At 48.4% G+C, this 12,458-nt stretch carries 17 protein-coding genes; 15 read left to right on the top strand and 2 right to left on the bottom strand.

Annotation, left to right across the window (positions count from 1 at the left end; genetic code table 11):
* Positions 1 to 59 precede the first annotated feature (59 nt).
* From JVX88_RS18970 to JVX88_RS19020, 11 genes are all read left to right on the top strand, one after another.
* Positions 60 to 818 carry a MinD/ParA family protein gene (locus JVX88_RS18970; protein ID WP_211619736.1) on the top strand — a complete coding sequence of 253 codons (759 nt, stop codon included), beginning with the start codon at positions 60 to 62 and terminating at the stop codon, positions 816 to 818.
* A gap of 5 nt (positions 819 to 823) precedes the next feature.
* Positions 824 to 1,855, top strand: a complete 1,032-nt coding sequence (glsA, locus tag JVX88_RS18975) for a glutaminase A (protein ID WP_211619737.1) — start codon at positions 824 to 826, stop codon at positions 1,853 to 1,855.
* The gene (locus tag JVX88_RS18980; RefSeq protein ID WP_211619738.1) at positions 1,845 to 2,057 is read left to right on the top strand and encodes a hypothetical protein; all 213 of its coding nucleotides are present in this window, start codon (positions 1,845 to 1,847) and stop codon (positions 2,055 to 2,057) included. The genes glsA and JVX88_RS18980 overlap by 11 nt, the downstream gene beginning before the upstream one ends.
* 1 nt (position 2,058) lies before the next feature.
* Positions 2,059 to 3,675: a TonB-dependent siderophore receptor gene (locus JVX88_RS18985; RefSeq protein ID WP_211619739.1), complete on the top strand. Its 1,617-nt coding sequence runs from the start codon at positions 2,059 to 2,061 to the stop codon at positions 3,673 to 3,675.
* Positions 3,676 to 3,762: 87 nt separating this feature from the next.
* Positions 3,763 to 4,791 (top strand): iron-siderophore ABC transporter substrate-binding protein, encoded by a 1,029-nt coding sequence (locus tag JVX88_RS18990; protein ID WP_211619740.1) that lies wholly within the window; start codon positions 3,763 to 3,765, stop codon positions 4,789 to 4,791.
* A gap of 2 nt (positions 4,792 to 4,793) precedes the next feature.
* Positions 4,794 to 5,072 carry a hypothetical protein gene (locus tag JVX88_RS18995; protein ID WP_211619741.1) on the top strand — a complete coding sequence of 93 codons (279 nt, stop codon included), beginning with the start codon at positions 4,794 to 4,796 and terminating at the stop codon, positions 5,070 to 5,072.
* Positions 5,073 to 5,125: 53 nt separating this feature from the next.
* Complete coding sequence (locus tag JVX88_RS19000) at positions 5,126 to 5,467, top strand: hypothetical protein (RefSeq protein ID WP_211619742.1); 342 nt, start codon at positions 5,126 to 5,128, stop codon at positions 5,465 to 5,467.
* A gap of 55 nt (positions 5,468 to 5,522) precedes the next feature.
* Positions 5,523 to 5,732, top strand: coding sequence for an MbtH family protein (locus JVX88_RS19005; RefSeq protein WP_211619743.1), 210 nt, complete (start codon positions 5,523 to 5,525; stop codon positions 5,730 to 5,732).
* A 10-nt stretch (positions 5,733 to 5,742) separates the two neighbouring features.
* Positions 5,743 to 6,213 carry a hypothetical protein gene (locus tag JVX88_RS19010; protein ID WP_211619744.1) on the top strand — a complete coding sequence of 157 codons (471 nt, stop codon included), beginning with the start codon at positions 5,743 to 5,745 and terminating at the stop codon, positions 6,211 to 6,213.
* 25 nt (positions 6,214 to 6,238) lie between these two features.
* The gene (locus JVX88_RS19015; RefSeq protein WP_225931118.1) at positions 6,239 to 6,868 is read left to right on the top strand and encodes a siderophore biosynthesis protein; all 630 of its coding nucleotides are present in this window, start codon (positions 6,239 to 6,241) and stop codon (positions 6,866 to 6,868) included.
* Positions 6,869 to 6,892: 24 nt separating this feature from the next.
* Entirely contained in the window at positions 6,893 to 7,378 is a 486-nt protein-coding gene (locus JVX88_RS19020) for an MFS transporter (protein ID WP_211619745.1), read from the top strand.
* Between the two features lie 204 nt (positions 7,379 to 7,582).
* Here JVX88_RS19020 and JVX88_RS19025 read toward each other — a convergent pair whose 3' ends face one another.
* Both JVX88_RS19025 and JVX88_RS19030 read right to left on the bottom strand, forming a co-directional pair.
* The gene (locus JVX88_RS19025; RefSeq protein WP_211619746.1) at positions 7,583 to 8,197 is read right to left on the bottom strand and encodes a hypothetical protein; all 615 of its coding nucleotides are present in this window, start codon (positions 8,195 to 8,197) and stop codon (positions 7,583 to 7,585) included.
* A 404-nt stretch (positions 8,198 to 8,601) separates the two neighbouring features.
* Positions 8,602 to 8,847 carry a hypothetical protein gene (locus JVX88_RS19030; RefSeq protein WP_211619747.1) on the bottom strand — a complete coding sequence of 82 codons (246 nt, stop codon included), beginning with the start codon at positions 8,845 to 8,847 and terminating at the stop codon, positions 8,602 to 8,604.
* Between the two features lie 68 nt (positions 8,848 to 8,915).
* Between JVX88_RS19030 and JVX88_RS19035 the strand changes: the two genes are divergently transcribed.
* From JVX88_RS19035 to JVX88_RS19055, 4 genes are all read left to right on the top strand, one after another.
* A complete protein-coding gene (locus JVX88_RS19035) occupies positions 8,916 to 9,689 on the top strand; it encodes a sulfotransferase domain-containing protein (RefSeq protein ID WP_211619748.1) in 774 nt (257 codons plus the stop codon).
* Between the two features lie 206 nt (positions 9,690 to 9,895).
* Positions 9,896 to 10,060: a hypothetical protein gene (locus tag JVX88_RS19045; RefSeq protein WP_211619749.1), complete on the top strand. Its 165-nt coding sequence runs from the start codon at positions 9,896 to 9,898 to the stop codon at positions 10,058 to 10,060.
* Between the two features lie 158 nt (positions 10,061 to 10,218).
* Complete coding sequence (locus tag JVX88_RS19050; protein ID WP_211619750.1) at positions 10,219 to 10,557, top strand: CU044_2847 family protein; 339 nt, start codon at positions 10,219 to 10,221, stop codon at positions 10,555 to 10,557.
* Between the two features lie 13 nt (positions 10,558 to 10,570).
* Complete coding sequence (locus JVX88_RS19055) at positions 10,571 to 12,433, top strand: trypsin-like peptidase domain-containing protein (RefSeq protein ID WP_211619751.1); 1,863 nt, start codon at positions 10,571 to 10,573, stop codon at positions 12,431 to 12,433.
* The last annotated feature ends 25 nt before the right edge of the window (positions 12,434 to 12,458 follow it).

Raw genomic sequence — 12,458 nt, forward strand, 5'->3', positions numbered from 1 at the left:
TCCCTTTAAAAAAGAGATGCTAATCTTATGGAAGTCATTGACAGCCATTTTAAGTAAACATGCCTAGAGTTATTTCCGTTCACTCGTATCGAGGTGGTACGGGTAAGTCTAACTTTACTGCGAACCTGGCAACCACCGTGGCTGCCCTGGGAAATCGTGTGGGTGTTGTTGATACAGATGTCCCTTCTCCAGGAATCCATAACCTGTTTTGTCTGGAACCAGAGCAAATGGACAAAACCCTGAATAACTATTTGTGGGGTGAAAGCTCAATCGAAGATGCCGCCTATGATCTGAGTGCCAATGTGGGGATCGAGGGTGCAGGCAAGCTATTTCTGGTTCCGTCCAGTGTTAAGGCGGATGATATTGCCAGGATCCTGAAGGATGGCTATGATGTCAAACTGATGAATGATGGGTTTCGCAATCTGGTAAAAGCACTTCAGCTTGATTATTTGTTTATTGATACCCATCCTGGCCTCTCGAAAGAAACATTTTTATCGATCGCGATCTCTCATGTGCTAGTTCTAATTCTCCGCCCTGACAAGCAAGATTATCAGGGCACGGCGGTGACGATGGATGTGGCGCGGCAACTGAAAGTGCGGAAGATGCTATTGGCCATCAACAAAGCCCACAGCAAACTCAACCTGGAAGCCCTAAAGCAAAAAGTAGAGGAAACATACGGCGAAATGGTTGCCGGAATATTTCCATTGTCGGAAGATATCGTGCAGCTCGCCAGTGAAGGAGTATTTTGTGTGAAATATCCAGAGCATCCGGTGAGTCAGGAATTTCGCAAAGTGGCACAGCAAATTATCGAGGGGTAAGTGGCATGTCGAATTTTGGAGAATTGCAATCCCTAGCCAATTCTATTACTGCGGTTACGTCGCCCTTTCGTAATTATCTGAACGATTTATATGAGAAGTATCGATCGCTGAATGAAGGTGCCGTGGCCGATTACATTCCAGAACTGGCACTGGCAAAGCCGGAGTGGTTTGGCGTTTGTGTGGTCACCACGGAGGGACAGGTATTTGAGGTTGGAGATTGCGACCAGTTGTTCACGATTCAGTCCATTTCTAAAGCGTTTGTGTTTGGCTTAGCGCTGGAAGACCACGGGCGTGACTATGTGAATAGCAAAGTCAGCGTAGAGCCAACGGGCGAAGCATTCAACTCGATTGTGCTAGATGAAGTGACTAACCGCCCCTATAATCCAATGGTGAATGCTGGGGCGATTGCCACGGCAGATTTAATTAAGGGCAAAAACGGCACGGAACGCTTAAAACGAATGCTGGAAATGTTCAAACGCTATACCGGACGGGATCATGATATCAATGTGCCGGTTTTTTTATCTGAAAAGGCAACCGGCTATCGCAACCGAGCCATGGCCTACCTGATGCTGAACTTTGGCATGGTTAGCGAGAAGATTGATGAAACGCTGGATCTCTACTTTCAGCAATGTTCAATTATGGTGAATGCTCGCGATCTGGCTATGCTTTCGGCAACGTTGGCAAACGGTGGCGTGAACCCAGTTACAAAACAACGAGCGATTGATGAACGCTATGTGCAAGATGTGATTAGCGTCATGCTGACCTGCGGCATGTATGATGCCTCCGGCGAGTGGTGTTATCGAGTGGGACTGCCGGCTAAGAGTGGAGTTGGCGGCGGCATTACGGCAATTGCACCCGGAAAAGTAGGCATTGGTACTTTCTCACCCCCCTTAGATGTAAAAGGCAACAGTGTGCGGGGCATCAAGGTCTGTGAGGATCTCTCCCAGGATTTTGGTTTACATTTGTTTAATGTGGCTAAGCCAGAGCGCAATTTGCAGGAGTGGATCGCCGGAGGAGATGGTATTAATGACTGGTAAGGCCACTCCCCCCATTCCGGGTAAATTTCCCCTGCGCGTTACCCTAGTAGTACCCTTTGTTCTGCAAATTCTGGCAGTTGTCGGATTGGTGGGATACCTCTCGTTTCGCAACGGGCAACGGGCAGTTAATGACCTGGCAACGCAACTGCGGAGCGAGGTGACAGCTCGAATTGAAGCCGAACTGAAAACGTGGCATTATTAATTTGATTACCGAACAACCGCAAGAAGAGCCAGCCTATGAAGTGGGGCTACAGATCGGCAGCTATGCCTTTGTGCGGCCAACTCTCGACTTTACTGGCCCCTTAACCGACGATCGCCGCTTGCTTTATCGGCTCAACCTTGCCTATGAATATTCCGATGGGTTTCGAGATTTTGAACAAGATGTGGATCGCTTATTTATCGCGCCGGTCCTGACCTGGAGACTGAGCGATGCCACTAACATCACGTTTGATTTTACCCACCTACGCGACGACCGACCAATGGATCGCGGGCTAGTGGCGATTGGCGATCAGGTGGCGGATATTCCAATCAGCCGGATTTTGGGCGAACCCAATGACATCCGCAGCGTGCGCGCAACCAGTGCAGGCTATCGACTGGAACATCAAATTAACGAAAACTGGACACTCCGTAATCGATTTAATTATTTCTCAGACCACAGTTCCGACTTCCATGCTGAACCAGATGTCTTGAATGAGGAAACTGGAATTTTGGAGCGCAGCTACCGCAATAGTGAAACGACGACTGAAACCTATAATTTGCAGGCAGATATTTTGGGACGGTTCACCACAGGTTCAATTGGTCACAACCTATTGTTTGGCGTGGACTATGGCGTATTCAACGATAGTACAGATTTCCTTAGATTTGCCGAGGGACGAACTCCCAGTATCAATATTTTTGATCCAGTCTATGATGTGATCGATCGCCCAACTCGTAATGATCTAACGCTACCAGCCAATATCTCCAGAAACCGAACCGAACTGATTGGCATTTTGCTCCAAGACCAGATCACCATTTTGGATAATTTGAAGCTGCTGATCAATGGACGATTCGATATCGTGTCGCAGGACAGTCGTTCTTTTATAGACAATACAACGTCAAACCAAGATCTCACGGCCTTCAGCCCCACGATTGGCATTGTCTATCAACCCATTGAACCGATTTCGCTCTATGCCAACTATGCCCGCTCGTTTCAACCTAATTTTGGTATTCGTGAAGATGGCTCATTTTTAGAACCCGAACGCGGTACCCAGTACGAAATTGGCGTCCGAGCAGAATTTGGTAGGAACCTGATTGCGTCACTGGCTGCCTATCACCTGACCAAAACGAATGTGGCTACTACTGATCCCGACAATCCAGACTTTAGCATTGCCATTGGCGAGCAGCGCAGTCAAGGAATTGAATTTGACATAGGCGGTGAAATACTCCCAGGCTGGAATCTGATTGCTTCCTATGGTTTAATTGATGCCGAAGTAACCGAAAGCAATGATATTCCTGAAGGGAGCCAAATCGATGGAGTGCCTCGCAGTACAGCCAACCTGTGGACCACCTACGAAATTCAGTCGGGAAATTTAGCAGGTTTAGGCGTTGGGCTGGGTTTATTCTTTGTTGATGAGCGCCTGCAAGATGGAGGCAGTTACACCTTACCAGCCTATTTACGCACCGATGCCTCGCTGTTTTATCGCCGCGATAACTGGCGGGTTGCTATTAATGTTCAAAATCTGTTTGACCAGCGATATTTTGAATCGGTCAACTTTGGTAGAGTAGCAATTATGCCAGGAGCACCCTTGACGGTTGTAGCTTCACTCACGGTTGAGTTTTGAGCCTTTACTATCCTCTAACTTCCCTTTATTAAGAGGAGAGGACTTATTGCGTTCTAGTTGTCCCAGGTGAATTGAATCAGTACCCCCATGACAGTGCTCCTCACAAATTTAGCCAAGAAACTCACTTTGGGATTTACTAAAGCGACAATAAAGCAGCTTTATCGCTTGCGATTAACTGGTCTGGGACTATTCATACTTCTGTTCACTGCTGCTTGCCATCCCCATCACCTGACTATAGAAGCGACGGCTTCAAGCCCCTGTCGGATAGTGCAACACTCAATGGGCGAGAGCTGTGTTCCCTTCCATCCTCAGCGGGTGATTGTGCTAAGTGGTTTAGATGGCGTGTTGGCACTGGGCGTGAAGCCTGTTGGAATTGCTGGCAACTTAGATCCACTGTTTGTGCCCTACCTCAGCCAAGACCAAACCGAGCCACCGCAAATCATTGGCTTAGTTGGCGATCGACCCAGTCTAGAAGCAATTTTGCAGCTACAGCCGGATGTGATCTTGGGAACCTCCTGGGACATGGATGCGAACACCTACAAACTGCTATCGCAAATCGCGCCGACTATTGGGGTGAAGCTGGAAACTGATGCACAATGGAAAGGGGCGTTGATTAAATTTGCGGAAGCATTAGGAAAAACAGTAGAAGCAGATAGGGTATTGTCAAATTACAACGCTCGTTTAGCTGAGTTCAAAGCAAAAATGGGGGATCGTCTGCACCAACTGCAAGCCTCGCTGGTTCGCATCTATCCCGATAGTATTGCTTTTTACCTAAGCAGTTCATTTCCAGGTTCAATTCTCAAGGATGCTGGAATCCAGCGGCCACCGGCTCAAGCAATTGAACCACGCGGGCAAAACCAACAGCGGATCGACAAGGAACTGATTAGTCTCCTAGATGCTGATATCATGTTTATCTGGACCTATGGCTACACACCAGAGATCGCAAAAGCGGCTGAGAGCGCATTAGACAAGCTCAAATCTCCACAGCCCACAGCGATGCCGATCTCGCCTTCATCCAACAGGCATTTCGAGACAGCGCCAGCGAACTGCAACAAGCCGGATTTTTCGCATGATTTAAATAATGGTATGAATATAAACAAACATACTGGAGGTTAAAAATGGCAACAATGGGCAAATACTGTAAGGCATACTTAGTCAAGCAATTGCGTCAATTTGAGCAATGGAGCGAAGATACTTCTGCCATCCAAGCTTCAGATAACACAGCTAAAAACAGTTTTGATGACGATGATGTGCTATATCTACAAGAAAACTACGTGGTCACAAACGGTATCTTCCAGGACGAACAAATTGTCTTTGATCAGATAACACCTGAATGGAAACAATTCTGCCAAACCGTCCTACAGTTTGAAGTGCCCACATTTGAATCATCCAAGTGAAACCTCTTCAACTGCTTTTGGACAAATTTCGTAACGAAAACTAGGAGATCACAATGAACGAACTCGTGCAGCGTCTTTCTCAAGGAAACCATCCCGTTGAAGCGAGTCTGCGTCCTGAACGCACAGTTGCCGCCTTCAAAGCCTGTATCGATCGCGGCTATGTCCATATCAAATTTACTGATACCAGGGGAGGCACCGATTTAGGAATGCAGTTAGACCACAATGCCTCTGATTTAACCACCGCCAATTTTGACCAGCAAACCGGCCAAGCCCATCTCGTCGGCCACCTAACGCTAAATTACGTCCCAGTCAAATGCATCGCCGACATCGATCTCAGCACCCTCAGCGGCACCGGTCATCTAGAACCGATCGCAGCCACCACCCCCCACGAATAAAATTTCCCTTACAGTAAACCACCCATTCACCCCCTTTCCCCTAGAGGAGATCACCATGAATCCCGACCAAGAAGACACCACCATCTATCACGTTGTAATCAACGAAGAAGAACAATATTCCATCTGGCCCGACTATCGGGAAATTCCGGCAGGTTGGCGAGCAGTCGGCAAAACTGGGCCGAAACAAGACTGTTTAGACTACATCAAGGAAGTCTGGACCGATATGCGTCCGCTCAGCCTCCGGCGCTATATGGAGCAGCGTTAATCAAGCCATCATGTCTTCAGCGCCTGTCCCCCGGCTAGAATTGCTCATTCCCTGGGAACTCCCCACCGAGCAGCCGTTAAGTGCAGCCGATCAAGCCAGAATCGGGCGGGCGCTACACTCGCTGCTAGAGGCTTTACGGGAACCCGATGCGGTTGCTTTGTCGCGGATTACCCAGGCGTTGGAGCAACTCGGTTCCATCGACTCGGCTCCCTCTGAGCTGAGTTCGACCAAAACAGCACTGCAACAGCCGCAGATCGCAGATTTTGATCATTACTTTGAAGCCGTTCATGTGCAAACCTCCGATCCGGTGGGTTGTCTGGTGCGGAGCCTGCTGCTTACCTATCAGCGAGCACTCCAGCTCTGGCTCAGCGGTGATTTTGACCCCCAGCAAATTGCCTACCAGAAACAGGGGTTTGTTAGTTACGGCTATTTGCTACTGAGAGTGTTTCAATTACCCGATCCAGAAACAGGAAACTATTAACGACAAATCAATCAGTGAGAATAAAATGAAGAATATAAAAATGACGCAATCTGAAACAGCATCTATCACATTATCAGACTCGAATTCAGCCATCAGCGCCTTCCAAATTTGGAAAGGATTCCACTGGTCATTTATTATTCAGATTCAGGGGTTGATTATCTGTCTCCAGCGGTTTGAACGCAGCCTTGTCTCTGGCAATCTGGCGATGGCCCAAACTGAACTGACAACCGCCACCGATCTCATGCTCGCCTCTGGAGCCGCCATGCAGCTTGCCGGTAGCTTTAGTCCCCGCGATTATGCCCAGCAGGTTCGCCCATCGATGATGCCGCCTCAAGTGCAGTCGGATAACTTCAGTGGGTTGATGTCCTGGGAACATGCGGCTCTGATGCAGCTTTGGAAACGCCTCACTCCAGCATTCCGCACCTTGCCAGCCGAGCTACAGCCCCAGCATCAGCGATTTGTTGAAGCCTATCTGATGCTAGCCACCTCCCATCGCGCCGTCTGCGAAAAATTTGGCGGTGACAGCACCGGCAGTTTACGATTTGAAGCAGGCAACGCCATCGATACACTCGATAAGTTTGCCCAGTTGCGGCTGCAAACCCTCGATCCAAATCGACGTGGCAGCCATCACTGTCCCTTTTCCCCGCCTGCATAAATAGCCTGTATAATTCCTGCTTCCATGCTCAAACCCCTGCGCCAACGATTACCCCGCAATGTTTGGATTTTAGGTTTTGTCAGCCTCTTCGCCGACATTAACTCCAAAATGGTGCAGTCAGTGCTACCGCTGTTTTTGGTGTCGGTGCTGGGAGCAAACCTGCTCACCGTGGGGCTGATTGAAGGAATCGCCGAATCCACGGCTGCGGTGGTCAAAATTGGCTCTGGAGCCTTGAGCGACTACTGGCAACGCCGCAAAGAGCTAGCAATTGTTGGCTATGGGCTTTCCACCTTAGTGACAGTTGTGTTTGCCGTGGCTTCCAGTCCAGCCTGGGTGCTGCTGGCGCGATTTGCCGATCGCTTCGGGAAGGGGATTCGAGTTGCGCCCCGCAATCTAGAGCAGCTTCCTCCCGCTCAAACATCGCTGGCCAACGCCCTGAGAGCACTAGTGAATGAATTCCAGCTAGAGCAATTGATTGCGTTAACAGGGGATGTAACCAAAGCTCTTTAGAGGGCCGATTATTTGCTCTATTACTTCGACGGGGTTAGAGAATGCAGAGGAGCATACCGGCAGGGATGTCCAAGCCTTCGTTGCCACCAACCCCCCAATCCTGGGAGCTTTGAAGCGTTACGAGTTGGTTCCCCCAAAATTGGAAGGCTAGGGGGGCATGCTTTCACATGCCGGCGTAATAGAAGCGGGTCGCACCGATGCTAATCAACCAAATTTGAGGTTAGATTCAGAACAATCCAATGCAGAAGGCTCCGATTGAGCACGTCGATGAACGCAGTTGGTCCAGATTTCGTCCGGAAAGACGATGCGATTGAGTAGCCCCTTCGATTCTTCACTACTGGCTTTGAGGTCAATGCCTTGAGTCAAGTAGGCTTTGTAGACGAGCTGACTGCAATAGAAACCGTCTTCGGTGTCTGGATCGGGAAAGACAACGTTATAGGGCTTTTCTAGCATGGCCTGCTCTAGACAATAGGCCACTACTGCTTTGCGGATTTGGTTTTGTTCAACGATGGATAGGCCGCGATTGGCCAATGGATAGGCCACGCCGTAGAAACTGTCAACAAAGTGCCGTTGTTCTGCAAAGGAACAAGCATCCCACTGTTCACCAGGCATTTCATAGACAATCACGCCGCCCGGTCCCGCTTCCACACATCGGCCTTCTGGCCCCAGATAAATCGCACAATGATCTACTTTACCGGGTAGAAGTCGCCCAACCTGCCGCCAAAATTCACCATATAAGCTGCCAGGAACGCCATCAACGGTGCAGATAATATCGCCGGTTGTAAGGGGAACGCCATTGAATTGGTGAGTGTAAATCATAGGTGTAAATCATTGGTGATGCCGAGTGATGTCGTAATCCGCTCTCAGTCATTAGATCAGTCATTAGAGTCGTAGTCAGTCATTTTATCAGGTTGGCTCTACCCGCAGGCAGAAGCGCATTCTGTTCGGAGAGTTTACTGTGAAGCTAAATTTTGCCAGGGCTGTATTAAGATTGCTGCAACTCAAGTTTTTGAGTGCTCACTGAACCATTCATTACAATGCTCAACGAGCACTCGCTAGTATTCACTAAGGGTGCCAAATGGATATCTCTCAGATTAAAGAACATTTGATGGTTCACGCGAAAGGACTGGGCAGTACGAATGATGCAGGCGTGCATATTGGTACAGTTGATCGACTCTGTGATCATCTACTAGTTTGAACTGGGTGGTCGCTATTCAAGCTATTCAATCAATGCAGTAGGAAACTGGTTCACCGTTCACAGTAACAATTCGGTCAAGCCGGATCTCGGTGCCGTCCTTAAGCTTTAGAAAATCGGCTTGATTGGCAGCATAGACATCCACAATCCAATCTTCTACTTCAATGACCTCATTTGCTTGATTGCGGTAAACAATCTGGCATGTTTGCCGTAAGGTAGCGAGCGCTTCTAGCCGATCGTGAAAATCGCAGCTAATCGGGATATAGGCATCCATTGCAAATCCTCCCTGCGAGACTGGATTAGGATTGTCTCCATCCGCTATTGATCAGAGTAGCGAATTTTTTGAGGTTTGAGCTGGGAGCGTTTATGTGGGTATTTTGCTGCGGCATGTATCGTTCGGCGTCAACCTTACAATTTCAGATCACAACCCATCTCGTTCAGCAGTTTGACTTAGGGCAGGTAGTCGGCTGGATTGACGCGAATCGGTTTGCTGAAGTGCGTCAGCAGTATAAACAGGAAGCTGGGCTGAAGGTAATCAAGGTGCATAAATGCACCGAGGCCATCAAAACCGAATTTCTCAAAAATAATGCTATCGGCATCTATGCCCATCGAGACGTGCGCGATGTCTATGCCTCGATGATGAAGCAACGGCAGAAGTCGTTTGAGTTTTTATGGAACGAAGGCTTTTTAGAAACATGCCTGGAAAACCACCAAAAATGGACGAGTTTGCCGAACGTACTAGCTTCCCAGTACAAGGAAATTCTTGCCGATCCAGCGCAAGAGGTAAGGCGAATTGCCGAGCATTTACATATCAAAACAGACTCCGAAACTTGCAGTGATATTGCCAATAACTATACGCTCGAAGTCCAGCGGGAGAGAATCAACAGGTTTAAGCAAAAGGTATTACAGCTCCAGCCTAGCCCTGATGATCATCGGGACATGGTTGACTATCATGATGAAGCCACACTACTGCACATGAATCACATCGATGCAGTTAAGATAGGACGCTGGAAAAATGACTTATCTAATCAGGAAGCTGGAATGATTGAACGAATGGTCAAAGAATGGTGCGACAAGCATAACCAAGATTCGGCCATTTTTCTAGCTGTTCCATAACCCCGAAAAAATGTACTCGTTGGTATTACAGAAGTCGAAGATCCTATGCAGGTATCACCTTCTATCCAAATCGTCCACTCACATATTCGCGAGTAATTTCTTGCTGAGGACACTCAAAGATCGTTTCAGTTTTATCAAACTCGACCAGATAGCCGCTGCCTGCTGTTCGGCTGACATTAAACCTGCTGCCACTGCAACCCGGCGATGTGCTGGAAACCTATGCCAACATTGACGATCTAACCCGCGACGTTGGCTTTGAGCCGACTACTCCGATTGAGGTGGGCATTCCCCGCTTTGTAGACTGGTACCGCAGCTATTATCAAATCCCTGTGATGTCAGCATCCCGGCTAGCTGCCTCGGTAATGGTCTAACAATAAAAGCGAACGCTTACCATTTCATGAACACTGGCAAGATCCCAACTCCAAGATGTCCATTGATGATGGCCGGTTTAATCCTGGCACTACATTGCAAAAGTCAATCGTGGCATTTTAAAGTTAGCTATCCAGCAATTCATGATCTGGGCTGAACTATGACTAAACAGGCAATCGCTGAATTCACCTTAAAAGATGGCACTAAAGTTTACGTTGAGGTTCCGGAACCTTCTTCTGGTAGCTCCGTTAAAGCAGCTGCTTTGGGCGAGGAAGTTTACCAAGTTGTAGATGGAGCCAAAGGAACATTTGAAAGGGCACTCGATAAAGTCCAGCCTGTGGCAAATGCTGTAATTGATCGGTTGGTATCTGGATTAACGACTCCTGCTGATGAAGTAGAAGTCAAGTTTGGTTTTAAATTGACTGCTGATGCAGGGGTGTTGATCTGTGCGGTAGGCAGTGAAGCCAGCTTTGAAGTTACTTTGAAGTGGGGCAGGTAAGCGATCGCAGCAAATGTTCACAGAAAATCAAGAATCAGTATACAAAGCAGGGCTGGTTCGGTTTCACCCAAGCCATCAAGAAAGCCATAAAGTGATTGGAGCGGGGTTCTATGTTGGGACTGGCTATGTATTAACTTGTGCCCATGTTGTTACTCAAAGCCTGAACCTGGGAAAAGAGCCAGCGGGGATTCCGGCGGATGCGGTAGCGGGCAAGCCGATTCAGCTTGATTTTCCCTTCGTGGCGAAAGAGCAATTTCAAGACGCGAAAGTTCTGCCAGATCTATGGCAATTGCACGGTCAAGACCTAGCGGTTCTCAAGGTTGTGGAGGCTATTCCGAACGGCGTTAATCCTTTGTCATTGCCGGAGTCTAGTTCCTATCGGGACAATCGCTATCACGTTTATGGATTTCCCAAGGGACATCCCGATGGTATATGGGCTAGAGGGGAATTCCTGGGGGAAGTGGCTAGCGGCTGGGTTCAGATGGAAGATACCAAACCCGAAGGCTTAGCCATTGTCCCAGGATTTAGCGGTGCCCCAGTTTGGGATGAGGGATTGGGCGGGATCGCAGGGATGACCGTTGCCCATGATAAAGATCGGGAGGAAGCCAAAGTTGGCTTTATGATCCCATATCAGAAGCTCAAGCCTGCTCTGGAGGCGATCGCGCTATTTGAGCTACTGTTGCCGAAAGCAGCCGTGCCGGATCCCTCCTGGAAAAATGCCTATCGGCTGTTGCGGCCTGATATTTCCACAGAATCCTACCCGAAGACGCTTCAGGAAGCAATCCTGCAAGTTCAAACGATGTCTGCTCAGGGGAGTGATTATCGAGCGATCGTGCTATTTATTGGCTACTTGGCGTTGCCTGAATTAGGGCTATTGATCCAACCCCGACTTCTTCAGTGGTTGCAAGAACAAGGGGTAGATAAGGTCGAGGACCTGTTAAAAGCAGTTAGACAAAAAGCAGCAATTCATCAAGCACAGCAGCCCCAAACCCTGGCTCCTCATCTGCTGTTTTGGGTACAGGCGGAGTTAAACAGCGATCGCTATTTTGTGCAGGCTTATCTGGTCAAAAATCGAGACCAATACGACCCACTCAAAGCATTACCCCTCCAATCTCCGGCTTCATTTCTTGAAAAGTCTGAGGATGAAAAGGTGAATCGCCCGGAAATCGAGCAGATCTTACGCCAATGTTTAGATGAAAGTGTTGAACAATTGGCGGAGATGAATGATTTAGCCCAACTGCGAGTAGAAGTTTTTTTGCCTCTTTCCTGTTTGGATTGGCAAGTTGATGGCTGGTTTGCAGACGAGCAAACGATGTTTAATCCTAAACCAGAATCCATTGGTTCGCGTTATAGCCTGGTTGTTCGCATTGCGGAGCGATTGAATCCCAAAAATTGCACTGCTCAAATCAAGGCATTATGGAGTGGAAAGTGGAGTACCTTAACGCAAATTCAGGCTCATCCTGCTCATCATGGGTTGGTTTCAGGTGATAATGTTACGCCCGTACAACTATGTGATGAACTACGTCGAGCAGAAATCATCGGCTTTTATCTCACGCAAGCTCCCAAATCCTTTACACAAGACAATCCAGGTCTTTTCCCAGTGTTGATTGGGACGGGTGCGCCTGTTGCAATTTGGCTTCGCCAGGACATTCCCGATGGTTGTAGGGAGTCATTTGAGCAATTTCTAACTCGTGGCTTGGCAGACTTGTCAACCAGTATTAGGAACTTACGCAACAGGGCAGAGGCAACGTGCAACAACGGAGAAATTCACCTTAAACAGCACCTCAGTGTAATCTGGGAAGATCCGAAGCTAGTGCCGCCCGGAGCCATTCAATCTGGAGCCGGTCAATCCTCAAGGTTGAGAATGCCTGCCTGACGGTAAAATTCAAACGGTAAAATTC

The organism is Leptolyngbya sp. 7M, assembly GCF_018128485.1.

What these genes read in the sequence shown, in the direction of transcription:
- JVX88_RS18970 (WP_211619736.1), top strand. Translation starts at nt 60, where the DNA reads ATGCCTAGAGTTATTTCCGTTCACTCGTATCGAGGTGGTACGGGTAAG.
- glsA (WP_211619737.1), top strand. Translation starts at nt 824, where the DNA reads ATGTCGAATTTTGGAGAATTGCAATCCCTAGCCAATTCTATTACTGCG.
- JVX88_RS18980 (WP_211619738.1), top strand. Translation starts at nt 1,845, where the DNA reads ATGACTGGTAAGGCCACTCCCCCCATTCCGGGTAAATTTCCCCTGCGC.
- JVX88_RS18990 (WP_211619740.1), top strand. Translation starts at nt 3,763, where the DNA reads ATGACAGTGCTCCTCACAAATTTAGCCAAGAAACTCACTTTGGGATTT.
- JVX88_RS18995 (WP_211619741.1), top strand. Translation starts at nt 4,794, where the DNA reads ATGGCAACAATGGGCAAATACTGTAAGGCATACTTAGTCAAGCAATTG.
- JVX88_RS19000 (WP_211619742.1), top strand. Translation starts at nt 5,126, where the DNA reads ATGAACGAACTCGTGCAGCGTCTTTCTCAAGGAAACCATCCCGTTGAA.
- JVX88_RS19005 (WP_211619743.1), top strand. Translation starts at nt 5,523, where the DNA reads ATGAATCCCGACCAAGAAGACACCACCATCTATCACGTTGTAATCAAC.
- JVX88_RS19010 (WP_211619744.1), top strand. Translation starts at nt 5,743, where the DNA reads ATGTCTTCAGCGCCTGTCCCCCGGCTAGAATTGCTCATTCCCTGGGAA.
- JVX88_RS19015 (WP_225931118.1), top strand. Translation starts at nt 6,239, where the DNA reads ATGAAGAATATAAAAATGACGCAATCTGAAACAGCATCTATCACATTA.
- JVX88_RS19020 (WP_211619745.1), top strand. Translation starts at nt 6,893, where the DNA reads ATGCTCAAACCCCTGCGCCAACGATTACCCCGCAATGTTTGGATTTTA.
- JVX88_RS19025 (WP_211619746.1), bottom strand. Translation starts at nt 8,197, where the DNA reads ATGATTTACACTCACCAATTCAATGGCGTTCCCCTTACAACCGGCGAT.
- JVX88_RS19030 (WP_211619747.1), bottom strand. Translation starts at nt 8,847, where the DNA reads ATGGATGCCTATATCCCGATTAGCTGCGATTTTCACGATCGGCTAGAA.
- JVX88_RS19050 (WP_211619750.1), top strand. Translation starts at nt 10,219, where the DNA reads ATGACTAAACAGGCAATCGCTGAATTCACCTTAAAAGATGGCACTAAA.
- JVX88_RS19055 (WP_211619751.1), top strand. Translation starts at nt 10,571, where the DNA reads ATGTTCACAGAAAATCAAGAATCAGTATACAAAGCAGGGCTGGTTCGG.